Origin of the sequence: Pseudomonas sp. NPDC077408 (assembly GCF_050269105.1) — a bacterium.
Taxonomy (GTDB): Bacteria; Pseudomonadota; Gammaproteobacteria; order Pseudomonadales; family Pseudomonadaceae; genus Stutzerimonas.
Genome location: NZ_JBNNHS010000002.1, coordinates 363,643 through 385,797 on the forward strand (window position 1 = coordinate 363,643; position 22,155 = coordinate 385,797).

The following is a 22,155-nucleotide window of genomic DNA, read 5'->3' on the forward strand; positions in this document are numbered from 1 at the left end:
CGCCAGAGGCTTATCCACCAAAGTGAAGGAGTCGCACATGCTGCAAGTCCAACAACTGCACCAGTACTACGGCGGCAGCCATATCCTGCGCGGCCTGTCTTTTGACGCGCAGATCGGCGAAGTCACCTGCCTGCTCGGGCGCAACGGCGTCGGCAAGACCACCCTGCTCAAATGCCTGATGGGCCTGATCCCGGCTAAGGAAGGCGCGGTGAACTGGGAAGGCAAGCCGATCACCAGCTTCAAGCCGCACCAGCGCGTGCACGCCGGGATTGCCTACGTGCCGCAGGGGCGCGAGATTTTCGGGCGCCTGACCGTAGAGGAAAACCTGCTGATGGGGCTTTCCCGGTTCAGCGCGAAGGAGGCCAAGGAAGTCCCCGAGTTCATCTACGAGCTGTTCCCGGTTCTCAAGGAAATGAAGCACCGCCGGGGCGGTGATCTCTCCGGTGGTCAGCAGCAACAGCTCGCCATCGGCCGTGCGCTCGCCAGCAAACCGCGCCTGCTGATCCTCGATGAGCCCACCGAAGGCATCCAGCCGTCGGTGATCAAGGAGATCGGTGTGGTGATCAAGAAACTCGCCGCCCGTGGCGACATGGCGATTCTGCTGGTGGAGCAGTTCTACGACTTCGCCGCCGAGCTGGCCGACCAATACCTGGTGATGAGCCGCGGCGAAATCATCCAGCAAGGCCGTGGCGAGACGATGGAAGCGGAGGGTGTACGCGGGCTGGTAGCGATCTGAAGGCTCGCCCTGTTGGCGAGGCCTTTTTGACCCGTCCATGGCTGATGGGCGCCGCGTTCGGTCTGGCGTCGCGCCCTTCGCAAACAATTCGCCCTGCCGAGCAAGCGGCTAGCGCTACGCCCGAACGGCCGCTAGGTCGGACTCGTTTGCTCCGTAAGCCTAGACTCGCCTGTGGTGGGCAACTGGCTGCTGCTCTTGGCGGTCTGACGCAGTAAGCTCCCTGGGTCGGCCGCGTACGGCCTGCCTACCCGAACAGACAAGAGGTCCTGCATGAACAACGTGGTTTTCATCACGGGTGCGACATCCGGCTTCGGCCGAGCCACTGCCCGCCGCTTTGCCGAGGCCGGCTGGTCGCTGGTCCTGACCGGACGCCGCCATGAGCGGCTCGAAGCGCTGAAGGAAGAACTGTCGGCCAAGGTCCCGGTGCACATCGCCACGCTCGACGTACGCGACGCCGAGGCAGTGAAGCAGGTGATTACCGAGCTGCCCGAAGGCTTTCGCCAGGTCAAATCACTGGTCAACAATGCGGGCCTGGCGCTCGCCCCGGAGCCCGCGCAGAACGTTGATCTGAACGATTGGCACACCATGATCGACACCAACGTGACCGGCCTGGTCAACGTTACTCATGCGCTACTGCCGCGTCTGATCGAGACGGGCAAGGGCGCGAGCATCATCAGCATCGGCTCGGTCGCCGGCCACTGGCCCTACCCGGGCGGCCACGTTTACGGTGCTACCAAGGCGTTCGTTGAGCAGTTCAGCTACAACCTGCGCTGCGACCTGCTGGGCACAGGCGTACGGGTCACCGACATCGCTCCCGGCATGGCCGAGACCGAGTTCACGCTGGTCCGCACCAAGGGTAACCAGGAAGCGTCCGACAAGCTCTACCGCGGCACCACGCCGTTGACCGCCGAAGACATCGCCGAGCAGATCTTCTACGTGGCCACCCTGCCCGACCACATCAACATCAACCGACTCGAAGTCATGCCTACCCGACAGGCCTGGTCGCCGTTCAATATTGATCGGGACAAGTAAAGACGGCGCAGAGGGATGCGTCAGTTTCGCCTCTAGGCTACGTGCCTCATAACGGCGAACGTACGCGTCCTACCCTTCGGTGATGCTTCCGTTACCGACGACTGTATGAGGCACCTCGACGATAGAAAAGCTGTGCCGGACGGTGCTTGCAGCTGAGCCAGCTTCGCTTGAAAGCGAGAGAGATGTCAGGGGGGGCCGGAGCAAGACCGGTCTCCCTGCAGGGCATGAAGAGGATCGAGAGCGACTGCAGAAGCCTGTCACCGAAACGGCCCAGGAGGGCCGTTTGGCTGTGGAGGATTACTCGATGTCCTTGCGCACGATCTTGCCGTCCTCCACCACCGCCATGGTGGTCGGGGTGATGAAGCCGCCCTTGTCGGTGATGCCCTGTATCGAATAGAGGTTGTACTTGGGGTCCAGCGCGCTGATCGCCTCGGCCATCTTGGCGCGGACCTGCTGCGGCTCGGTACTGCCGGCCAACTCCATGGCCTTGGCCAGCGCATGGAAGGCCAGGTAGTTGTAGGCCGCCTCCGATCCGGGGATCTTGCCGTGCGCCTGCTTGTAACGCTCGACAAACGCCTTGGCCGCCTCGCCCTCGTATTCGGACAGCGGCACGACGCCGATGGCGCCGTCCAGCAGGTCGAAACCGCCCGTGACGGCGGCGATCTCGTCCAGCTTGGCCTGATCCATCACGATGAAGCCGCCCTGGAAGCCAAGCTGCCGCGCCTGCTGCATGACCAGACCGGTTGGCTCCGATGCACCACCGACGAACATCACATCCGGATTGGAAGCAATCACCCGGCTCACGCCGGTATAGAAGTCGGTCGACTTGTTGTAATCCATGGGATTGCTTTCGACAATCTCTCCGCCCTTCTCCTCCCAGGCCTTGGTCATCATGTCAGTCCAGATCTTGGCGTACTCGTGGGTCGCGCCGGCGATGCCGAGCTTTTTGCCATGATGCTTGAGCGCATAGTCGGAAAAGGCATCCACGTAGCCGGTGAACTCTGGCGGAATGCGTACGGTGAGCGGATTGCCCTGCTCAGTTACCGAGGGCACGCTGGTATAGGCCATGATCAAGAAGTCGTCGCCGACGTTGAAATCCTGCAGGGCAAACACGCCACCGGTGTGCGGGACGAAGACTGCAGCGGCCTTGGACTCCTTCACCAGCCGCTTGGCGTTGGTCGCCGCCTGGCTCGGTGAGTACTTGTCGTCGAGGCTGATGAGATTGACCTTGTAGGTCTCGTCGCCGATTTTGATGCCGCCGGCCTTGTTGGCTTCATCGACCGCCATGCGCAGGCCGGACAAGGTGTTCTCGCCATAGAGCGCCGCACCGCCGCTGAGCGGGCCGGTGAAACCGATATTGAGCGTCTGCTCGGCATATGCACCGCCGGCCTGGGCCGCGGTCAGGGTGGCAATCGCCATTCCAAGCGCTTTGAGCGTTTTCATTGTTGTCTCCTGGGTCATGACTGTTCAGGCGCCGATATAGGCTTTGCGCACGGCTTCGTTACCCAGCATGGCCTGCCGGTCCCCCTCCATCACCAGGCTGCCGCCTTCGATGACATAGGCGCGGTGGGCGATCTTCAACGCGGCGAACGCATTCTGTTCGGCCAGCAGTACGCTGGTGCCGGACGTGTTGATACGGGAGATCACGTCGAACATCTGGTTGACCACCAAAGGTGCCAGCCCCAGCGAGGGCTCATCGAGCATCAGCAGCCGCGGGCGGCTCATCAATGAACGACCGATCGCCACCATCTGTTGCTGGCCGCCGCTCAGCGAACCGGCCGGCTGGTTGCGCTTGTCGTGCAGGATGGGAAACAGGTCGAGCACTTCCTTCAGGTTGCGCTTGTTGCCCTCGCTGTCGCGCCGGTGCAGGTACGCACCGAGCGCGAGATTCTGGGCAACCGACATCTGCGGGAACAGCTTGCGCCCCTCCGGGCAGTGCACCACGCCAGCCGCGACCAGGCCGGACGGCTTTAGCCCGTCGATACGCTTGCCTTCCAGCGTGATACTTCCGGCAGTCGGTTTGAGCAGCCCGCTGATGGTGTTGAACAAGGTGGTCTTGCCGGCACCGTTGGCGCCGAGCATCACCACCAGCTCACCGGCGCCGACGGTCATGGAAACCTGCGTGAGCGCCTTGAAACTGCCGTAGCAGACGTCGACCCGATCAAGCTGCAGCATCGTAGTCACTCCCCAGGTAGGCTTCGATGACAGCCGGGTTTGCCTTGATCTCGGCGGGCGTGCCCTCGGCGATCTTCTCGCCGTAGTTGAGCACCATGATCTTGTCCGCCAGGCCCATGATCATGTCCATCTTGTGTTCGATCAGGCACACGGTCAGACCATGCTCGGGCATCTTGCGGATCAGCTGCGCCAGCCCTTCGGTTTCTTCCGGATTGACGCCTGCGGCCGGCTCGTCGAGCAGCACCAGCTTCGGCTCGGTGGCCAGCGCCAGGGCGAAGGCGACGCGCTTGCGTTCTTCCTGGGAGATATCCAGCACTACGCGATTTTCCAAGTGCGCCAGCCCGACGAAGTCCAGCGCGGCGCGGGCCTTTTCGCGGCACTCGCGCTCTTCCTGCTGCAGACGCTTGGAATTGATCAGCACATCCCACAGCCCCGAGCGCGTGCGCAGACGATGGCCGACGATCAGGTTGTCGAGGACGGTTGCCTGCTCGAACAGATGCGTGGTCTGGAAGGTGCGACCAACCCCGAGCCGCGCCACACGGTCGCAACGCATCCGTGACACGTCATGGCCGTCGATGAGAATTCGCCCCGAGCTGGGCTTGTGCACACCGGAGATGAGGTTGAAGAAGGTGCTTTTGCCCGCCCCGTTGGGGCCGATGATGGCGTTGATCTTGCGCGCTTCGAACTCGACGCTGACATCGTGTACCGCTGCCAGGCCACCGAACATACGTGTCAGGTTTTCGACCTTAAGCATTGTTGTTCACCTCGCTGCCTGGGCTGACCTTGGTGGCAGCACGTGGGTCCTTCGCCCTCGCTGCCGCGGTGTCCTTGCGCAGCTTCCAGCCGAGAAAGGTGCCGATGACTCCGCGCGGCATGAAGATCACCAGCACCACGATCAGCGGGCCGAAGATGATCATCCGGTAGTCCTCGAGGAACTGCAGCGACTGGGTGATCCAAACCACGCCGACAGTGCCAACCAGCGGGCCGAACAGGGTGCCGAAGCCACCGACCAAGAGGTAGGTGATCATGTCGAAGGTGTGGTTGGGGTTGGCTTCTTCCGGCCCGATGAAACGGATCATCGAGGCATAAAGCCCGCCGGCGACACCGGCATAAGTGGTCGACAGGACGAAGGCCAGCAGCTTGTTGCGCATCAGGTCGATGCCCAGCGATTGGGCCAGCGCATCACCGTTGCGGATGGCCATGAAGGTACGCCCCAGCAGCGAGGACGCCAGGCGACCGGCGAACCAGATCGCCAGGATCAGAAACAGCAGCGCGAGGTAGTAGAACGGCACCGTCTGGCTGAAATCCACCAGCCCGAAGCCATCCGGCGCGGCGATGCCGCGAATGCCGATGGCGCCGTGGGTCAACTCCTCCCATTTATCGATCAGCAGATAAATGATGAAGCCGACGCAAAGCGTGAAGATGGCAAAGAAGTGCTCCTTCAGGCGCAGCGAGACGATCCCCACCAGCGCACCGACGGCGGCCGAAACCAACGCGGCCGCCACGAAGGCCGGCCAGAAATTCCAGCCATGGTCGGCCGTGAGAATTGCCAGGGTGTAGGCGCCGATGGCGAAGAAGCCGCCGTGTGCCAGGTTCAGCTGACCGCAGTAGCCGGTGATGATATTCAGGCCGTAGACCGCAATGGCCCAGATGAAAGCGCTGGCCATCACGTAGACCTGATACTCGCTCTTGGCGAATAGCGGGAAGGCCATGGCCAGGGCCAGCAACGCCAACTTGGCGCCGCGGCCGGTCAGTAAGGAAGCGAAACGATGCATCAGTGAGCCCCCTTGGTGAACAGCCCTGTCGGGCGGAAGGACAGGATCACCACCAGCAACGAGAAGGCGATGATGTCCTTGTAGTCCGAGGACAGGTAGAAGCCGCCGAAGCTCTCGGCGAAGCCAAGAATCATGGCGCCGATGATGGCGCCCGGAATGCTGCCCATGCCGCCGAGCACGATGATCACGAAGGCCTTCATGATCACCAGGTGCCCCATCGCTGGGTACACCAGATTGATTGGCGCATAGAGGGTGGCAGCGAAGGCGGCGAGCATGCCGGAGATAGCGAAGGTCAGCATCGCCACGCGGTTGGCGTCGATGCCGACGAGAAACGCACCTTCGCGGCTCTGCGCCATGGCGATGATGGTCGAACCCAGCATCGTCTTGCGCAGGAACAGGTGCAGCGCAAACATCAGCGTAAAGGCGCCAACGATGATCAGCAGGCGCTGCTCGGGAATGATCAGCCCGTCGAAATTGAGGATGCCAGCATAAGGCGAGGCCATGCGACGGAAGTCAGAGCCCCAGAGCATCTGCACCACCGCTTCGAGAAACAGCAGGATGCCGATGGCCGCGATCTTGTCGTGAATCGGCGGCGCGTTGCGTAGCGGGTGGAAGACCAACCGCTCCGACAGCACTGCCAGCGCGGCGACCACCACCCCGGAAAGCAGCATGGCGATCCAGTAATGCAGGCCGAGGTCGGTCATGAAGAAATACGACGCGAACGCACCGACCATGTACAGCGCGCCGTGGGCGAAGTTGGGGATGTGCAGGATGCCGTAGACGAGCGTCAGGCCAAGGGCGACCAGACCGTAGATGCTGCCTAGGGTCAAGCCGTTGAGCACTTGCTGAAACAATAGATTCAATGCGGCGTCTCCGTGGATCTTGTTGTTATGTGTGCCACCGAGCGACTGCCGATTCGTCCCAGTCAAAGCAGGTCGAACATGCCACCGCCGCCGGGCAAATCGACTCTTCGCCTGACTGACATTGGCACTCGCTCGCACCCTCGTCAAACGAGCAGCTCGGAAGAGATAAAGGCCCATAAAGCAGCGTGATGCTGGCAACAAGCTATTTCAGTGACTGCCCGGTCGCTCAGATCAAGCTTCGACGGATCGCTGCTCGATCAAGCCGAGCACGTCGCAGCAAGGCCTCATCTATACGCACCAACGTGGATCACTCGCTGCGCAAAACCTTTCGCACGCACCATTGGAGGGCACCAAAAGCCGGCAACCTCACCGTCGACCGGCTCATTTACTCGCCCACCAGGCTTGTAAGCGCCGCGCAGCGCACCGCGTTGGCGCGAGAGGCACGACTATTGCTCGGCTGGTTCAACCATTTGCTGATCTCACGGTTCATGACTGCTCTGACTCCGCTGTTCACGCCCCACTGGAACGCCGAACTCGAACTGGGCTATGCCCGCTTCGACGGTGGGACACGCCCGGTATTGCGCCGTCACAGCGGCCCATTGAGAGTCCAGAAGCATCTCTATCCCGAGGGTCCGGCGGTTTGTCAGCACATCATCGTGCACCCGCCGGGCGGGATAGCCGGGGGTGACCGGTTGGACATCAGTGTCGCGGTCGGCAGCGGCGCCTGGGCACAGCTGACCAGTCCTGGCGCGGCGAAGTGGTATCGCGCTGGCGGCCCGGCTTTTCAAAATGTGCACTTGCGCGTCGAGGCCGGCGCGACGCTGGAATGGCTGCCACAAGAAACCATCGTCTACTCCGCTGCGCAGGCGGAGCTGAGCACCTCCATCGAACTGGAGGGTGACGCCAGGCTGTTCTGCTGGGACATCATTGCGCTGGGTCGACCGGCCAGCGGCGAGCGCTTCGACGCTGGCCATTTCCAGGCCCAGCTGAACATCAGCCGCGACGGCGAGCTGCTCTGGCACGAGCGTCAGCGTGTAACAGGCAGCGACGGGCTACTGGACTCGCCGATCGGTCTCGACGGCCACCCCGTATTCGCCACCCTGATTGTCAGTGGCGAGATCAGTGCCGAGTTGCTGGAGCGCTGCCGTGCGATTACGAACCGGGTGCGGGGCGATCTGACACAGTTGCCTGGCATGCTCGTCGGGCGTTGCCTGGCTGGCGAGGCGTTGCATGCACGGGCCTGGCTGATCGACCTGTGGAGGTTGTTGCGACCTGCATTGCTCGATCGCGACGCGGTGCCACCGAGGATCTGGAGTACATAAACTGCGGTGGGTAAGGCTCCGCCGTTACCCACCCTACGTCGGCCAACATCAGGTGCTTGGCCGCCCCGAAATTCGCTGTGTGGTTGCCACCACCAGCCGGTGGATGCGACAAGCGATATCCACCGCCACGATTGGAGCCGTTATGGATTTGTCGCCGAGAGAAAAAGACAAGATGTTGATTTTCACCGCAGGGCTGGTGGCTGAGCGTCGCCTCGCCCGCGGTGTAAAGCTCAACTACCCGGAAGCCATGGCCTACATCTCCGCGGCGCTGCTCGAAGGTGCCCGCGACGGCCAGACGGTCGCCGAGCTAATGCACTACGGCACCACACTGCTGGCTCGTGATCAGGTCATGGAAGGCGTGCCGGAAATGATCCCGGAGATCCAGGTCGAAGCTACCTTCCCGGACGGCACCAAGCTGGTCACCGTGCATCAACCAATCGCTTGAAACACGGGTCAATGTCTACTGCGGCGAAGCCCGCAACGATGATGATCCCGAAACGCTTGGAAGGAATTGAACGTGCAGATACGTGACGCCCTGGACGCCGACCTCGGAGGCATCCTAGAGATCTACAACGACGCGGTACAGAACAGCACGGCGATCTGGAACGACCAGCCGGTCGATCTCGACAACCGCCGCGCCTGGCTGGCCGAGCGCCACGAACAAGGCTATCCCGTGCTCGTCGCGATCGACGAGCACGGGCAGGTAGCCGGCTACGCCTCGTTCGGCCCCTGGCGCCCTCACGACGGCTTTCGTCATACCGTAGAGAATTCGGTGTATGTCAGCCCGGACCACCGCGGCAGCGGCATCGGTCGCAGCCTGATGCAGCTGCTGATCGAGCGCGCCCGTCAGCTCGACAAGCACGTGATGATCGCCGCCATCGAGAGCGAGAACCGCGCCTCCATCCATATGCACCAGCAATTGGGCTTCATCCACGCCGCGCAGATGCGTCAGGTGGGCTGCAAGTTCGGCCGCTGGCTGGACCTGACCGTGATGCAACTGACGTTAGATAGGAGGTCCGAGCCATGATCCCCGGCGAATACCAGATCCAGGCTGGCGACATCGAGCTCAACGCCGGCCGCCGCACGCTGACCCTGAACGTGGCCAACAGCGGTGACCGGCCGATTCAGGTTGGCTCGCACTACCACTTTTTCGAAACCAACGATGCGCTCGCCTTCGACCGCGCCGCAGCGCGTGGCATGCGGCTGAACATTCCGGCCGGCACCGCCGTGCGCTTCGAGCCAGGCCAGAGCCGCGACGTGGAGCTGGTCGATTTGGCCGGGGACCGCCGGGTGTTCGGCTTTGCCGGACGGGTGATGGGCGCACTCTGACGCAGCGTTATTCGTTGGGTGGATGGCCACCCCGTGGAAAACGCCGAAGGCTTTTCCACCACCCAAATTGCGGTGGACAAGCTTCGCGTTGTCCACCCTACGGACAGGATGAGACTCAATGAAGATTTCCCGCCAAGCCTACGCCGACATGTTCGGCCCCACCGTCGGCGACAAGGTGCGCCTGGCCGACACCGAGCTGTGGATCGAGGTCGAAAAGGACTTCACCACCTATGGCGAGGAAGTGAAATTCGGCGGCGGCAAGGTGATCCGTGATGGGATGGGCCAGGGTCAGCTGTGCGCCGCCGAGGTGGTCGACACCCTGATTACCAACGCGCTGATCCTCGATCACTGGGGCATCGTCAAAGCCGACGTCGGCCTCAAAGACGGACGCATCGCCGCCATCGGCAAGGCCGGCAACCCGGACATCCAGCCCGACGTGACCATCGCCATCGGCGCCGCGACTGAAGTCATCGCCGGTGAAGGCATGATCCTCACTGCCGGCGGAATCGACTCGCACATCCACTTCATCTGCCCACAGCAGATCGAGGAGGCCTTGATGAGCGGCGTCACCACCATGATCGGTGGCGGCACGGGCCCTGCCACCGGCACCAATGCCACCACGGTGACGCCTGGCCCCTGGCACATGGCAATGATGCTCAAGGCCGCAGACGCCTTCCCGATGAACATTGGCTTCACCGGCAAGGGCAATGCCTCGCTGCCCGAACCCTTGATCGAACAGGTCAAGGCCGGCGCCATCGGTCTCAAGCTGCACGAAGACTGGGGCACCACCCCGGCTGCCATCGACAATTGCCTGAACGTCGCCGACCAGTACGACGTGCAGGTAGCGATCCACACCGACACCCTCAATGAATCCGGCTTTGTCGAGACGACACTGGGCGCGTTCAAGGGCCGCACCATTCACACCTATCACACCGAAGGCGCCGGTGGCGGCCATGCGCCGGACATCATCAAGGCCTGCGGCTTGCCGAACGTGCTGCCCAGCTCGACCAACCCGACGCGGCCATTCACCCGCAACACCATCGATGAGCATCTGGACATGCTCATGGTCTGCCACCATCTCGACCCGAGCATCGCCGAGGACGTGGCCTTCGCCGAGAGCCGTATCCGCCGCGAGACGATTGCAGCCGAGGACATCCTGCACGACCTCGGCGCCTTCTCGATGATCAGCTCCGACAGCCAAGCCATGGGCCGCGTTGGCGAAGTGATCACCCGCACCTGGCAGACCGCCGACAAGATGAAGAAGCAGCGCGGCGCCCTACCCGGTGATGGCGCCGGCAACGACAACTTCCGCGCCAAGCGCTACATCGCCAAGTACACCATCAACCCGGCCATCACCCACGGCGTCAGCCACGAGGTCGGGTCCATCGAGGTCGGCAAGTGGGCGGATCTGGTGCTCTGGCGCCCGGCGTTCTTTGGTGTAAAGCCGACGCTGATTCTTAAGGGGGGCGCTATTGCCGCGAGCCTGATGGGCGATGCCAACGCCTCGATCCCGACGCCGCAACCGGTGCACTACCGCCCGATGTTCGCCAGCTACGGCGGCTCGCTGCACGCATCGAGCTTCACCTTCATCAGCCAGGCCGCTTTCGATGCCGGCGTGCCCGAACAATTGGGGCTGAAGAAGAAGATCGGCGTGGTGAAAGGCTGCCGCTCGGTGCAGAAGAAGGACCTGATCCACAACGACTACACGCCGGACATCCAGGTCGACCCGCAGAACTACCAGGTGCGCGCGGACGGGCAATTGCTCTGGTGCGAGCCGGCGGACGTACTGCCCATGGCGCAGCGGTACTTCCTGTTCTGATCGCCCTGAATACCTGCATCGCGCAAAGGTGGGCTAAAGCCCACCCTACTTTCTCTATTTCTTTTGATGGCTACGAGTTGGCGGGGCGGCACTTTCGTAGCCCCCATCCATCGGTAGGGTGGGCTTCAGCCCACCAAGGTCCCGCACGGCCCTGCCACATTCATACCCTGATCGCGCAACGGTGGGCTAAAGCCCACCCTACATTCCGCTGATGGTAACGGGCCGGCGGGCCGGGGCTCCCGCGGCTCGCGCCCTAGGCATCAAGCCTGTTGCACGGCCGGACATTCATCCCGAATCGAAGCCCCTGCCTGGGGCGTTGGCCACGATAGCGCTTCTCCCTGGTGCACAAAATAAGGTGCCTAGAGTTGGCATGAAATGGATTTCCTACACCGTGATTTGTATACAAACAAATCTAACGCCCTTCAGAGCAGCGTCTAGTCTAGGTAGCTGTAGGCCGCTCATGCTCCAAAGACGTGCCTCGATGTCGCGGGCTGTGCCATACGCGGAACAAGAACTGCATACAACAATCGACAACAACCATGCACAGAGCGCCCACCTATGAATCACGACGATTTCCACATCAAGCAGATAGACCCCACTCTGTATAACGAGGACCTCGCCCCGCTCGCCCCCGCCAAACGCAAGTGGGGGTGGTTCGAGATCTTTAACGTCTGGTCGAACGATATCCAGAGTTTGTTCGGCTACACCCTCGCCGCGACGCTGTTCATCAGTTACGGCCTGAACGGTTGGGCCGTGCTTGCTGGGATCGTGCTGGCGGGTTTCATCGTCATGGGGCTGGTGCAGCTGACCGGCAAACCCAGCGTCAAATACGGCATCCCGTTCCCGGTGATGGCGCGCGCCAGCATGGGCGTACGCGGCGCTAACTTCCCGGCGGTGGTGCGCGGGATCGTCGCGATCTTCTGGTACGGCGTGCAGACCTACTTTGCCTCCACAGCCGTGGCGCTGTTGATTCGCACAATGGCAGGGCCTGGGTCCGAGGCGACCCTGCTGGGGCTGACCACCATCGACTGGATTGCCTACGTGATCGTCTGCGTCTTCCAGGTTGCGCTGTTCATCAGGGGCGTGGACTGGGTGACGCGCTTTCTGAACTGGGCTGGGCCGCTGGTCTATCTGGTAATGATCGCGATGATGATTGCCATCTGCTACAAGGCCGGCCCAGGTCTGGCTGGCGCACTGGGCAGCATCTTCAGTGGCACTGGTACATACGCTGGCGGGCCGATTGCTGCCTTCGCCGCGGTGGTCGGCACGATGGTCGCTTACTTTGCGGCCGTGGTAATCAATTACGGTGACTTCGCGCGATTCGTGAAGGACGAACGTCAGATGCGCATCGGCAATTTTCTCGGCCTGCCGGTGAGTCTGGCGATCTTCTCGCTGATCGCCCTGGTGATCACGGCCGGCACCGTGGTGGTGTTCGGCGAGACGCTGACCAACCCGACCGATATCGTTGCGCGCATCGACAACGTCGGCCTCACGCTGATTGCTGCGATTACCTTTTTCGCCGCCACGGTGGGCATCAACCTGGTCGCCAACTTCATCCCGCCAGCCTACGACATCGCCAATCTGGCGCCAGCACACATCAGCGCCCGCACCGGCGGTTTCATCACCGCCGCTATCGCGTTTTTCATCGGTGCGTTGTGGGTATCGTTCATCAGTGCGGTGGGCATCGCCGCCTTCGTCGATACGCTGGGCGCCGTGCTGGCACCGCTGTACGGCATTATCGTCGCCGATTACTACCTGGTCCGTCGGCAGCGGCTGGACGTACAACAACTGTTCTGCGCGGAACCCGGCTCGACCTACTACTTCAATGCCGGCTGGAACCGTAAAGCGGTCATCGCCTTTGGCGTGAGCTCGATCTTTTCCGTTGCGTCAGTCTGGACACCGGGGCTGGAAAGCCTGTCGGGCTTCGCCTGGTTGCTAGGCGCCTTGTTTGGCGCCGTGGTGCATTACCTGCTGATGCGCAAACAGATCGTTCCGGCCGTTGCTAACCCTCCCCTGACGACCCAAGCGTAACGCCCTGGGCGGGTCGGGTCGGCAGATAGTCGGCTCGATTCCGCTCTTCGAAACGGTGCGTGATAAAGTGCACGGCCACCATCACGCGCCGCCATGACATTGCATGAACCGATCGATAACCGACGACATTTCGGCGATCAGCCGTATCAGCGCCGTGCCAGCGATCCTCCGGGTGATCTCCGAGACCACCGGGTTACGGTTCGCCGCCGTTGCGCGAGTTACCGAAGATTCCTGGACAGCGTGCGCCGTGCTCGACCGGACCAACTTCGGTCTGCAGGTCGGCGGCGAGCTGGACGTGACCACCACGCTGTGCCACGAAATCCGCGCATCTCACGAAACCATTATCATCAGCAAGGTGAGTGAGGACGGGCGTTACTGCAACCATCACACGCCCAAGATGTATGGCTTCGAGAGCTACATCTCGACCCCTGTGTTTCGCACCGATGGCAGTTTTTTCGGCACCGTCTGCGCGCTCGATCCGCTGCCTGCGAATCTGTCGGAAATGCCGATCCTGCCGATGATGGAATCGTTCGCCAAGCTGCTGGCTATTCAGCTGGAGGCGGAAGAGCAATTCGAAGCCACCGAGGCAGCCCTGCTCGATGCGCAGCAGACGGCCGAGCTGCGGGAGCAATTCATCGCCCTGCTCGGGCATGACCTCCGCAATCCGCTCTCCTCGATTCTGTCCGGTGCGCAGCTGTTGATGAGGCGCACCAAGGACGCCTCGATCACCGGCATTGCCGAGCACATGCTCACTGCGACCCGTCGCGCATCACGCCTGGTTGACGATGTACTGGACTTCGCTCGCGGCCGGCTGGGCAATGGAATTCCACTGCAGAACCGCGAATGCAAGGACCTTCACGTCACCCTGACGCATATCGCTTCGGAGATGCAGAGTGCCAATCCGCAACGCGCAATCGAAGCCGACATCGCTCCGCTCGACGGGGTCCGCTGCGATGCGGATCGCGTCGCGCAGTTGCTGTCCAATCTGCTCGCCAATGCGCTGGTGCATGGGTCAACGGATGGCCGGGTACAGGTCCGCGCGGTGATCGAAAATGGATGGCTGTTGCTGTCGGTGAATAACCAAGGCGAGCCGATTCCACCGGAACGGCTGGATCAACTGTTTCAGCCTTACTGGCGTGAGCCCTCAAGCAGCCAGTCCGGCCTCGGTCTGGGGCTCTACATCGCCAATGAAATTGCGCGCTCGCATGGCGGCAGCATGCGCGCGGAGTCAACAGCCGAAGCGGGCACGACCTTCGTTTTCAGCATGCCCACCGAAGCGCGTGCGCTCTAGGCGTGCTCAGCCTTCATGACGTCGTAAGCGCCCAGGTACGCACCAGCTAGCTGACTCTTTTGCTGATCGCTGAGGATCTTGCCGGCCATCTGGAAGAACTTGTGCTCTTCTTCCTGAAGATGGTGATGAACCTTGTCAGACAGTTTGCGTGCCTGCACAAGCCAGCTCGGACTGCTGGGATCGGTTTCTTCCAGCGCCTCGACCATCTCATCCATTTCATGGTGTTCGGCGATCGCATGACGGGACAGGTCGACCCCGCTGTCATCGCGCATCAGCGGGATATAGAAATGCCGCTCTTCGGCCACCGAATGCACCCAGAGTTCGTGCTTGAGCTCAGCGAAAATCGCTTGCCGCTCAGCGCTGTCGCCGTGGGTCTGTACCAACTTTTCAGACAGATCACGCTGGATGTCGTGGCTTTGGCGCAACGCTTCGAAAATCATCATGGGTATATTCCTCTTCCGTGAACCTGTGGGGACGCGGTGTGTGACAGGCACAGGGGCGCCGAGTGCGCCCTTACCGGCGCGTTTTTTTGTCACGCACTCAGCGCAGTTGGCTGTCCTTGCTGCCGCGGCGGTTGTAACCGCTGAATTTGGCTTCCTGCTTGTCCCGTTCGGTTTGGCATTTGACGCACGACCGGACACCGGGCACGGCCTGCCGCCGCGCCTCGGGAATCTTCGTGTCGCATTCCTCGCAGTGCGTCAGGCTCTCGCCCTGCCCCAGCCGACTGCGCGCTCGCTGCACAGCATCTTCGATGGTGCTGTCGATCTGTTCCTGAACCGCACCCTCATTCGCCCAACCCGTAGCCATCGCGACCTCCCAGCAAGCCAGGTCTAACAGTGTTCTAGCTTGGAACACCTACCCCGGGCACCGTTCAGTAATGCAACTGGCGTGACGCGCATTCCGCGCCTCCAACCGAAAACCACCCGTCGATCCGTTGGCGTCAAATCGACGAACGGACCTCAGCGCCACATTGCATTGTCTATTCTTCCAGCCGATTGAACGGCAAGCCCCACTACAGATGCTCTATCTCGGGACTTGCCTCGTCGAGGTCGTCCGCCGGCCTTCTGTAAACACACCCCCAGGGAAGCGGTGATGCACACAAAGATCCTGCCGGCGCTGTTAATTGGCCTGAGCGGATGCGCCAGCCAGCCGGAAGTGCTTGAACGCGAAGTCGGCCAATTCGACCTGCGACTCGGCACGGCCCCCACCCGTAGCATGGCCCAAGGGCTGGTGAACCCGACGGCCGCCAGCACCTTTCGCGGAGGACTGGACCTGACTCACGACAGTGGCCTGTATGTCGGCCAGTGGGCGCCCAGCATGGGCATCATCGAGGGCAACCAGTTGGAGCTGGACAGCTACATCGGCTATGTCCAGCCCCGCTTCGACCAGGCGCCAGGCTACGAGCTGGGCGTGATCCGCTACAGCTTCCCCGAGCTGGAAGGAGCGGATCATCACGAAGTCTATGCAGGCTTCAACCTGGCTGGCAGTCGGCTGGGTGGCGCGTTGAGCAGCCGACCGGGGCGCACCGACAGCACCCTGCTGCTGGAGCTGGGTGCTCTTAGCCCACTCGATCTGGACCTGCGTCTGAAGTATGCCAGCCACTCGATGGACAGTCCGATGTACCACCCCGGTGGCAGTGTTGAAGTTTTCAATGACTGGTCGTTGAACCTGTCTCGCCCCTGGCTGGGCGTGCGCCTGGATCTTTCCTACACCGACTCGAGCCTTCGCGGCCGCGAGTGCGGCGTCTATTCAGGGCAGAACACCTATTGCGAGAGCTACTTCATGTTCAAGGCCGAGCGGTCGCTGTTCTAACGATGCTCCGATCAGCTTTGCTTGAAGCGCATCCTGGCGTGCCATACGGCGACAAGAAAGGCCGTGGCCGCAAAGCCATACAGCAGGCCAAGATTGCCGTCCTGGTAGAGCCATGAGCCAAGTACGGGCCCGGTGGCCATGCCCATGAAGCGGAAGAAGTTGTAGCTGCCCACGGCGGTGGCGCGATTGTGCGGGTACAGGTCCATCAGCAGGCTGGTCTGCACCGGCAGCGAAAGGCCGAGAAACAGCCCGAACGCACTCACCGCGACCACCAGCGCCGCCAGTGACCACTGCGCAACCGCGAGAAATAGCAGCAGACTGAGCGCATTGAGTGCCGCGGTCGTCACCAGCACCGGACGGGGACGCCAGCGCCCCAACAGTCGCCCACCGGCGAAGCTGCCGATCACAACAGCAATCGACAGCGGCAGAAACACCAAGCCCTTTTCGCTGGCACTCAGCCCGTAGCTGGCACCGAGGACGCGTGGCATGAACACCAGGTAGTTGTAGAACGCGTAGTACTGAACAAAGCTCAGCACCATGATCGCCACGCCCTGGCGATTGCGCACCACATCCAGGTACTCCCTGGGATGAAAGGCGCGAGGCGTGCTCCCGGCCGGGCGGGTCTCCTGCAGCCAGATGGCGTTGCTCAGCAGCGCAACGCCACCGACCACCGCGAGCAGCAGAAATACGTAATGGAAGTCAACGTGCTCGCCGATGAAGCCGCCCACCACCGGGCCAACCACCGGCCCCAGCGCCACCATCATCTGGAACGAGCCCATCGCCCGAACACGCTCGGCGCCTTCGAACCGATCCCCGATCACCGTCACGGCCACCACCGCACCGGCAGCGATGCCCACCGCCTGCAGCGCACGAAACACCAGCAGCGTCTCGATATTGGTCGAGAGAAAACAGCCGATGGACGCGCCGATGTAGCACGCCAGCCCCAGCAACAGGGTGCGCCTGCGGCCACTTCGATCCACCAGCGGGCCGTAGACGATCTGCATAAACGCCAAAACGAAGGTGAAGATCGAAATGCTGAGGTTGATCAGCAGCGGCGTCGTCTGCAGCGCCTCGCCCAACTCCGGCAGAATCGGTGCGTAGACCGTCTGCGTGAACGGGCCGAGAAAGGCGGCGAATGCCACCATGAAGGTCAGCAGGCGTGGGCTCATCGGATCTCCGCTAACGCATCGAAAAGAGGCCCGGCGGCGCGCGCCGCCAGGCGGGATGGGTCACTCCTTGACCTGCATGTATTCCTCGGCCCAGACCATGTATTCCTCGGCGGTCGAGTATTTGACCGACAGCTGCGAGGCGTTGAGATCGGACGCATCGATCTGACGCTGCTCGCGCAGGCAGTCGTAGGTCGCCTTGATCGCGGCAAAGTAGGCCGCGTGACCGTTGACCACGATGCGCACGCCAAGCGCAGCCAGACGGCTGTTGTCGCGCAACTTGGGATTGCCATAGGTCACCAGCATCACCGGTACGCTGAGTTTTTCCGCGACCTGCTCCAGCTGTTCGAAATCCTCGATGCCGACCAGGCAGATCCCATCGGCGCCGGCTGCCTCGTAGGCCTGCACGCGCGCGATCACCTCTTCCAGGCCGATCACACCCGCATTGGTTCGCGCGATGATCGCGAGTTCAGGATCGATGCGTGCTTCCAGCGCCGCACGGATCTTGCCGACCGCTTCGAACATGCCAATCAGGTCGGTGGACTTGCGCCCGAATTTGGCGGGCAGCAGGGTATCTTCGATCGTCAGCGCCGCGATGCCGGCGCGTTCCAGCTCGACCACCGTGCGCATCACGTTCAGCGCGTTGCCATAACCATGGTCGGCGTCGGCGATGATCGGCAGCCGGGATACGCGGCCGATGCGTGTCGCCTGCTCGACAAATTCACTCAGAGTGATCAGCGCAAAGTCCGGCGCGGCCAAGACCTGTAGCGAGGCGACCGAGCCACCGAGAATGCCGACTTCAAATTCCAGATCGGCGGCGATACGCGCCGACATCGGGTCGAATACCGATGCAGTGTGGTAGCAGCGATCGGAGGCCAGCAGCCGACGGAACTCGCTGCGCAGGGTGTGATGAGAGATACGTTGCATGGGGGTTCCTGATGAATCGCACGCAAGGGTCGAGTCGCCCTTGTCTGTTCAGTGTTGGTAGTGGTACGGACGGCCTATTGCACGTCTCGGTGTTTCAAAGTGCCGGGCGCGGTTGTCGCCCTTGCACATACGCCATGACCAGCCCGCTGGCGATGATGATGGCCATGCCGACAATGGCGCCGAAATCCGGCGTATGTCCAAAGGCAACCAGGCCTACCACCCCGGCAAAGATGATCTGCGAATAGGTGAACGGTGCCAGCGCAGCGGCGCTGGCAAAGCGAAACGCATTGGTCAGCAACAGATGACCGCTCATGGCCATGGCACCGAGCCCGGCCATCATCAGCGCGTCATGCAGCGTTGGCGTCTGCCAGTTGAAGAACACCAGCACGCTCATCACCAGACTGCCAACCACGCTGGTGATGAAGTTGCTGGTGACCGGATGATCCGTGGCGCTGAGTCGACGGGTGATCAACTGATAGACCGTGAAGCTCAGCGCCGCGCCGAACGGCAACAAGATCGCCGGCGTGAACAAGGCACCGCCCGGCCGCACGATGATCATCACGCCGATCAGCCCACAGCCGACCGCCAGCCATTGGGCACGACTGACCTGTTCGCCGAGCAAGGCGGACGCGATGGTAACCAGCAATGGGGTCAGGAAGATGACTGCAGTCGCTTCGGCCAGTGGGATGTAACTCAGACCGCTGATGAACAGCATGCTGACGCTGACCAGACTCAGGCCACGGCAGATCTGCAGCTTCGGCCGCAGGGTATGAAACACACGACGCCCCATGCGTGGCGTGAACAAGGTGAGCATCAGCACCGTCTGCGCCATATAACGCGCCCAGATAACCAGGAACACGGGGTAGAGCTGCGTCAGATACTTGGACAGCCCGTCGTGACTGGCGAGCGTCAGGCAAGAAACCAGAATCAGCGACACGCCAAGCAGGGGCCGGTGAGAGTTATTCAATGAGGGAAACCGCGACAATAGGTAGCAAGCTATGAATTATGCCCATAAATCGCCATTTCGTCAGTGGTGACGTGAGCTGATCCGACCAGAAGAGGTGCGCCCCAGCCTGCCACGCAGGTCCATCTCACACGTCGATGCGTCTGCTGAACGTCGATTCGTGACCTGATCACGCAACTGTCATCCCGTCAGGCTGTAATGCGCTACGTCTGTCGGCGCCCGCTCCGCTCGCCCGACAATCGCGTATGATCGCCGCCCCCGTGCGAGCCTCGTTACCGGCCGCTTCAGTCCGAGTGTTGTTTTGATGTTCACGATACGAGCGATGCAGGTGCGCGATATACCTGCGGTGCTGTCGATTCAGGAAGAATCCTATGCTGCCGAAGTCCACGAGGACGAAGCGGTGATCCTCAACCGCCTCGCCGCCTGCCCGCAGCTGGCCTGGGTGGCCGAGGACGATCAGGGCGTTTGCGCCTATCTCTTCGCCTACCACTCACGGGTCGGCAAGGTGACGCCACTGGATGGCGACTTCGAATCCCCCGCCAAAGCCGACTGCCTGTATCTACACGACCTTGCCGTATCCCGGCGGGCCAGTGGCCAGGGCATCGGGCCGGCACTGGTGCAGAAGAACCTCGAGCAGGCGCGCACTCAAAAGCTGCGCTACTCGGCGCTGGTTTCGGTGCAGGAGTCCGAAGCCTTCTGGTCTCGCCTCGGCTATGCAGCGCACACGGAGCTGGAGCCGCCCCAAGCCAGCAACCTTGCCAGCTACCAGATACCCGCCGTCTATATGGTGCGGGCGCTGCACTGAGTGCACGAAGTTGGTGCGACCTAGATATAGACGCACCATAACGAGACAGCCTAAAGCCCCATTTTCAAGCACGGATAACCTGCAGGCTGCGGGGCGCTTCTGTTGTGGCGGGTTGGCAAGGGCCTTGCTCTGCTTGTGCCAATCGCACAACCGGAACTGCTCGCCATGCTGGTCATCCATCACCGCACCTCCCCGCAGGCCAATGCCGACGCCGAGCTGGAGTTGACCTTCGAAGCCCGTAGCAAATCGCGTCTGCGTTGCTTCTCCACCACAGGAGAAGATGTCGGCCTGTTCCTCGAGCGCGGCCAGCAACCTCTGCATGACGGCGAATGCCTGCGCGCCGAGGATGGCCGTATCGTCCGTGTAAAGGCCCGCGCCGAACAGCTCCTTCATGTGACCTGCAGCAGCGCGTTCGAACTGACGCGCGCCGCCTATCATTTGGGCAACCGCCATGTGGCACTGCAGGTCGGCGACGGCTGGCTGAGGCTGCTCGATGACTACGTACTGAAAGACATGCTGGTGCAGCTGGGCGCCAGTGTCGAAGCCATCGAGGCGCCCTTCCAGCCCGAGCACGGCGCCTACGGGGGCGGCCATCATCACTCCCACGCAGGCGAAGCCGAGTTCAGCTACGCGCCACGTCTGCATCAGTTTGGTGTGCGCACGTGAATCCGGCTGCGTTCGCGTTGCTGCGGCTTGCCAGCCCGCAGTTGCCGATCGGTGGATACAGCTATTCGCAAGGCCTGGAAATGGCGGTCGAATGCGAGCGAGTACGCGACGAAGCCAGCGCCCGCCGTTGGCTGGGCGACCAGCTGTTACTGAATCTGGCGCGCTTTGAAGCGCCGCTGCTGCTGGCGCACTGCCAGGCGGCAGCAGCCGAAGACTGGACAGAACTCGAGCGACTTGCCGATTGCCATCGCGCCAGTCGCGAAACCCGTGAGCTACGGCTGGAAAGCCGGCAGATGGGCTACTCGCTGAAGCAACTGCTGAACAACCTGCCCGAACTCGACGCCCCTGCCCGCGCGCTGTTTCAGCGCATCGACGAGCCAGGCCTCGCCCTGGGCTGGGCCTTGGCCGCACGTGCCTGGGGCATCGGCCCTGAAGATGCGCTGACCGCCTGGCTCTGGGGCTGGCTGGAAAATCAGCTGGCGGTGCTGATGAAAACCCTGCCGCTCGGCCAGCAAGCGGCACAACGCTTGACCTCCCAACTGCTGCCGACCCTGCAGCAGGCCCAGCGCGACACAACCCTTATCGAGACGGAAAACTGGGGCAGCGCTGCCTTTGGCCTGTCCCTGACGAGCATGGCGCACGAGCGCCAATACAGCCGGCTGTTCCGCTCATGAGCACCGCTTTCACAAGAGGATACAGACGATGAACACCCAACCCCTGCGCATCGGCATCGGCGGGCCGGTCGGCTCCGGCAAAACTGCCCTGACACTCGCCCTCTGCCTGGCCCTACGCGAGCGCTACAACCTCGCTGTGGTCACCAACGACATCTACACCCAGGAAGACGCGCAGTTTCTGGTACGCAACGAGGCCCTGGCGCCCGAGCGCATCATCGGCGTGGAAACCGGCGGCTGCCCGCACACCGCGATCCGCGAGGATGCTTCGATCAATCTGGAAGCCGTCGAACAGCTCAACCGGCGCTTCCCAGGGCTGGACCTGATCATCGTCGAGTCCGGTGGCGACAATCTGTCCGCCACCTTTAGCCCGGAGCTTTCGGATCTGACCATCTATGTGATCGACGTATCGGCCGGCGACAAGCTGCCACGCAAGGGCGGGCCGGGCATCTGCAAGTCCGATCTGCTGGTGATCAACAAGGTCGACCTGGCACCCATGGTCGGCGCCTCGCTGGAGGTCATGGATCGCGACACCCGCAAGATGCGCGGCGACAAGCCCTTCGTGTTCAGCAATCAGAAGGTTGGCCAGGGCCTCGACGAGATCATCGCCTTCATCGAAAAACAGGGAATGCTCAGCGCCGCCTGAAATGAACCACTCCTGTAGGCGCGACCTTGCTCGCGAAGTAGCAAAGCTCCAAGCGCTTCGCCAGCAAGCTGGCTCCTACGAGACAGACAGTCATCCGGCTCCTGTGGATCGCCAGCAACGATTCG

The 22,155-nt window shown here is 62.1% G+C and carries 24 protein-coding genes; 14 read left to right on the forward strand and 10 right to left on the reverse strand.

Annotated elements, in window-relative coordinates; genetic code table 11:
* The first annotated feature begins 37 nt into the window (after positions 1-37).
* On the forward strand, positions 38-736 hold the full coding sequence (gene urtE, locus ACQKEK_RS06760) for an urea ABC transporter ATP-binding subunit UrtE (RefSeq protein WP_045424176.1): 699 nt from the start codon (positions 38-40) through the stop codon (positions 734-736).
* Positions 737-1,006: 270 nt separating this feature from the next.
* Positions 1,007-1,768: an SDR family oxidoreductase gene (locus ACQKEK_RS06765; protein WP_499141711.1), complete on the forward strand. Its 762-nt coding sequence runs from the start codon at positions 1,007-1,009 to the stop codon at positions 1,766-1,768.
* Positions 1,769-2,065: 297 nt separating this feature from the next.
* Here the strand turns inward: ACQKEK_RS06765 and ACQKEK_RS06770 are convergent, their stop codons facing one another.
* From ACQKEK_RS06770 to ACQKEK_RS06790, 5 genes are read right to left on the reverse strand one after another with little or no spacing between them, the layout of a single operon-like run.
* Positions 2,066-3,211: an ABC transporter substrate-binding protein gene (locus ACQKEK_RS06770; RefSeq protein ID WP_499141712.1), complete on the reverse strand. Its 1,146-nt coding sequence runs from the start codon at positions 3,209-3,211 to the stop codon at positions 2,066-2,068.
* 24 nt (positions 3,212-3,235) lie between these two features.
* Positions 3,236-3,943 carry an ABC transporter ATP-binding protein gene (locus ACQKEK_RS06775; protein WP_499141713.1) on the reverse strand — a complete coding sequence of 236 codons (708 nt, stop codon included), beginning with the start codon at positions 3,941-3,943 and terminating at the stop codon, positions 3,236-3,238.
* On the reverse strand, positions 3,930-4,697 hold the full coding sequence (locus tag ACQKEK_RS06780; RefSeq protein ID WP_128120742.1) for an ABC transporter ATP-binding protein: 768 nt from the start codon (positions 4,695-4,697) through the stop codon (positions 3,930-3,932). Before ACQKEK_RS06780 ends, ACQKEK_RS06775 begins: the two co-directional genes overlap by 14 nt.
* Positions 4,690-5,718, reverse strand: coding sequence for a branched-chain amino acid ABC transporter permease (locus ACQKEK_RS06785; RefSeq protein WP_499141715.1), 1,029 nt, complete (start codon positions 5,716-5,718; stop codon positions 4,690-4,692). Before ACQKEK_RS06785 ends, ACQKEK_RS06780 begins: the two co-directional genes overlap by 8 nt.
* Positions 5,718-6,581: a branched-chain amino acid ABC transporter permease gene (locus ACQKEK_RS06790; RefSeq protein ID WP_499141716.1), complete on the reverse strand. Its 864-nt coding sequence runs from the start codon at positions 6,579-6,581 to the stop codon at positions 5,718-5,720. The genes ACQKEK_RS06785 and ACQKEK_RS06790 overlap by 1 nt, the downstream gene beginning before the upstream one ends.
* Before the next feature lie 488 nt (positions 6,582-7,069).
* Between ACQKEK_RS06790 and ACQKEK_RS06795 the strand changes: the two genes are divergently transcribed.
* The 7 genes from ACQKEK_RS06795 (at position 7,070) to ACQKEK_RS06825 (ending at position 14,373) form a co-directional block, all read left to right on the forward strand.
* Complete coding sequence (locus ACQKEK_RS06795) at positions 7,070-7,903, forward strand: urease accessory protein UreD (protein ID WP_499142220.1); 834 nt, start codon at positions 7,070-7,072, stop codon at positions 7,901-7,903.
* Positions 7,904-8,045: 142 nt separating this feature from the next.
* Positions 8,046-8,348: an urease subunit gamma gene (gene ureA, locus ACQKEK_RS06800; protein WP_127840168.1), complete on the forward strand. Its 303-nt coding sequence runs from the start codon at positions 8,046-8,048 to the stop codon at positions 8,346-8,348.
* Positions 8,349-8,420: 72 nt separating this feature from the next.
* Positions 8,421-8,930, forward strand: coding sequence for a GNAT family N-acetyltransferase (locus tag ACQKEK_RS06805; protein ID WP_499141718.1), 510 nt, complete (start codon positions 8,421-8,423; stop codon positions 8,928-8,930).
* Positions 8,927-9,232, forward strand: coding sequence for an urease subunit beta (locus ACQKEK_RS06810; protein WP_499141720.1), 306 nt, complete (start codon positions 8,927-8,929; stop codon positions 9,230-9,232). The genes ACQKEK_RS06805 and ACQKEK_RS06810 overlap by 4 nt, the downstream gene beginning before the upstream one ends.
* Positions 9,233-9,350: 118 nt before the next feature.
* Entirely contained in the window at positions 9,351-11,051 is a 1,701-nt protein-coding gene (ureC, locus tag ACQKEK_RS06815; RefSeq protein WP_499141722.1) for an urease subunit alpha, read from the forward strand.
* 558 nt (positions 11,052-11,609) lie between these two features.
* Entirely contained in the window at positions 11,610-13,082 is a 1,473-nt protein-coding gene (locus ACQKEK_RS06820; RefSeq protein ID WP_499141723.1) for an NCS1 family nucleobase:cation symporter-1, read from the forward strand.
* A gap of 103 nt (positions 13,083-13,185) precedes the next feature.
* Complete coding sequence (locus tag ACQKEK_RS06825; RefSeq protein WP_499141725.1) at positions 13,186-14,373, forward strand: GAF domain-containing sensor histidine kinase; 1,188 nt, start codon at positions 13,186-13,188, stop codon at positions 14,371-14,373.
* Here the strand turns inward: ACQKEK_RS06825 and ACQKEK_RS06830 are convergent.
* Both ACQKEK_RS06830 and ACQKEK_RS06835 read right to left on the reverse strand, forming a co-directional pair.
* Positions 14,370-14,816, reverse strand: coding sequence for a hemerythrin domain-containing protein (locus ACQKEK_RS06830; protein WP_499141727.1), 447 nt, complete (start codon positions 14,814-14,816; stop codon positions 14,370-14,372). The genes ACQKEK_RS06825 and ACQKEK_RS06830 overlap by 4 nt on opposite strands.
* A gap of 97 nt (positions 14,817-14,913) precedes the next feature.
* Entirely contained in the window at positions 14,914-15,180 is a 267-nt protein-coding gene (locus tag ACQKEK_RS06835; RefSeq protein ID WP_499141729.1) for a DksA/TraR family C4-type zinc finger protein, read from the reverse strand.
* Positions 15,181-15,465: 285 nt separating this feature from the next.
* On the opposite strand from ACQKEK_RS06835, the gene ACQKEK_RS06840 reads away from it, so the two are divergent.
* Positions 15,466-16,185, forward strand: a complete 720-nt coding sequence (locus ACQKEK_RS06840) for a TorF family putative porin (protein ID WP_499141731.1) — start codon at positions 15,466-15,468, stop codon at positions 16,183-16,185.
* Between the two features lie 11 nt (positions 16,186-16,196).
* Here ACQKEK_RS06840 and ACQKEK_RS06845 read toward each other — a convergent pair whose 3' ends face one another.
* The 3 genes from ACQKEK_RS06845 to ACQKEK_RS06855 all read right to left on the reverse strand — a co-directional run bounded on the left by ACQKEK_RS06845 (position 16,197) and on the right by ACQKEK_RS06855 (position 19,245).
* Positions 16,197-17,354: an MFS transporter gene (locus ACQKEK_RS06845; RefSeq protein ID WP_499141733.1), complete on the reverse strand. Its 1,158-nt coding sequence runs from the start codon at positions 17,352-17,354 to the stop codon at positions 16,197-16,199.
* 60 nt (positions 17,355-17,414) lie between these two features.
* On the reverse strand, positions 17,415-18,278 hold the full coding sequence (locus tag ACQKEK_RS06850; protein ID WP_499141735.1) for an isocitrate lyase/PEP mutase family protein: 864 nt from the start codon (positions 18,276-18,278) through the stop codon (positions 17,415-17,417).
* A gap of 94 nt (positions 18,279-18,372) precedes the next feature.
* Positions 18,373-19,245 carry a DMT family transporter gene (locus ACQKEK_RS06855; protein ID WP_128120729.1) on the reverse strand — a complete coding sequence of 291 codons (873 nt, stop codon included), beginning with the start codon at positions 19,243-19,245 and terminating at the stop codon, positions 18,373-18,375.
* 319 nt (positions 19,246-19,564) lie between these two features.
* On the opposite strand from ACQKEK_RS06855, the gene ACQKEK_RS06860 reads away from it, so the two are divergent.
* The 4 genes from ACQKEK_RS06860 to ureG all read left to right on the forward strand — a co-directional run bounded on the left by ACQKEK_RS06860 (position 19,565) and on the right by ureG (position 22,030).
* Positions 19,565-20,047 carry a GNAT family N-acetyltransferase gene (locus ACQKEK_RS06860; protein WP_499142221.1) on the forward strand — a complete coding sequence of 161 codons (483 nt, stop codon included), beginning with the start codon at positions 19,565-19,567 and terminating at the stop codon, positions 20,045-20,047.
* Positions 20,048-20,212: 165 nt separating this feature from the next.
* Positions 20,213-20,713, forward strand: coding sequence for an urease accessory protein UreE (gene ureE, locus ACQKEK_RS06865; RefSeq protein WP_499141737.1), 501 nt, complete (start codon positions 20,213-20,215; stop codon positions 20,711-20,713).
* Complete coding sequence (locus ACQKEK_RS06870) at positions 20,710-21,387, forward strand: urease accessory protein UreF (protein ID WP_499141739.1); 678 nt, start codon at positions 20,710-20,712, stop codon at positions 21,385-21,387. Before ureE ends, ACQKEK_RS06870 begins: the two co-directional genes overlap by 4 nt.
* A gap of 28 nt (positions 21,388-21,415) precedes the next feature.
* Entirely contained in the window at positions 21,416-22,030 is a 615-nt protein-coding gene (gene ureG / locus ACQKEK_RS06875; protein WP_045424108.1) for an urease accessory protein UreG, read from the forward strand.
* Positions 22,031-22,155 lie beyond the last annotated feature (125 nt).

What these genes read in the sequence shown, in the direction of transcription:
- urtE (WP_045424176.1), top strand. Translation starts at nt 38, where the DNA reads ATGCTGCAAGTCCAACAACTGCACCAGTACTACGGCGGCAGCCATATC.
- ACQKEK_RS06765 (WP_499141711.1), top strand. Translation starts at nt 1,007, where the DNA reads ATGAACAACGTGGTTTTCATCACGGGTGCGACATCCGGCTTCGGCCGA.
- ACQKEK_RS06770 (WP_499141712.1), bottom strand. Translation starts at nt 3,211, where the DNA reads ATGAAAACGCTCAAAGCGCTTGGAATGGCGATTGCCACCCTGACCGCG.
- ACQKEK_RS06775 (WP_499141713.1), bottom strand. Translation starts at nt 3,943, where the DNA reads ATGCTGCAGCTTGATCGGGTCGACGTCTGCTACGGCAGTTTCAAGGCG.
- ACQKEK_RS06780 (WP_128120742.1), bottom strand. Translation starts at nt 4,697, where the DNA reads ATGCTTAAGGTCGAAAACCTGACACGTATGTTCGGTGGCCTGGCAGCG.
- ACQKEK_RS06785 (WP_499141715.1), bottom strand. Translation starts at nt 5,718, where the DNA reads ATGCATCGTTTCGCTTCCTTACTGACCGGCCGCGGCGCCAAGTTGGCG.
- ACQKEK_RS06795 (WP_499142220.1), top strand. Translation starts at nt 7,070, where the DNA reads ATGACTGCTCTGACTCCGCTGTTCACGCCCCACTGGAACGCCGAACTC.
- ureA (WP_127840168.1), top strand. Translation starts at nt 8,046, where the DNA reads ATGGATTTGTCGCCGAGAGAAAAAGACAAGATGTTGATTTTCACCGCA.
- ACQKEK_RS06810 (WP_499141720.1), top strand. Translation starts at nt 8,927, where the DNA reads ATGATCCCCGGCGAATACCAGATCCAGGCTGGCGACATCGAGCTCAAC.
- ureC (WP_499141722.1), top strand. Translation starts at nt 9,351, where the DNA reads ATGAAGATTTCCCGCCAAGCCTACGCCGACATGTTCGGCCCCACCGTC.
- ACQKEK_RS06820 (WP_499141723.1), top strand. Translation starts at nt 11,610, where the DNA reads ATGAATCACGACGATTTCCACATCAAGCAGATAGACCCCACTCTGTAT.
- ACQKEK_RS06825 (WP_499141725.1), top strand. Translation starts at nt 13,186, where the DNA reads ATGAACCGATCGATAACCGACGACATTTCGGCGATCAGCCGTATCAGC.
- ACQKEK_RS06830 (WP_499141727.1), bottom strand. Translation starts at nt 14,816, where the DNA reads ATGATGATTTTCGAAGCGTTGCGCCAAAGCCACGACATCCAGCGTGAT.
- ACQKEK_RS06835 (WP_499141729.1), bottom strand. Translation starts at nt 15,180, where the DNA reads ATGGCTACGGGTTGGGCGAATGAGGGTGCGGTTCAGGAACAGATCGAC.
- ACQKEK_RS06840 (WP_499141731.1), top strand. Translation starts at nt 15,466, where the DNA reads ATGCACACAAAGATCCTGCCGGCGCTGTTAATTGGCCTGAGCGGATGC.
- ACQKEK_RS06845 (WP_499141733.1), bottom strand. Translation starts at nt 17,354, where the DNA reads ATGAGCCCACGCCTGCTGACCTTCATGGTGGCATTCGCCGCCTTTCTC.
- ACQKEK_RS06850 (WP_499141735.1), bottom strand. Translation starts at nt 18,278, where the DNA reads ATGCAACGTATCTCTCATCACACCCTGCGCAGCGAGTTCCGTCGGCTG.
- ACQKEK_RS06860 (WP_499142221.1), top strand. Translation starts at nt 19,565, where the DNA reads ATGCAGGTGCGCGATATACCTGCGGTGCTGTCGATTCAGGAAGAATCC.
- ureE (WP_499141737.1), top strand. Translation starts at nt 20,213, where the DNA reads ATGCTGGTCATCCATCACCGCACCTCCCCGCAGGCCAATGCCGACGCC.
- ureG (WP_045424108.1), top strand. Translation starts at nt 21,416, where the DNA reads ATGAACACCCAACCCCTGCGCATCGGCATCGGCGGGCCGGTCGGCTCC.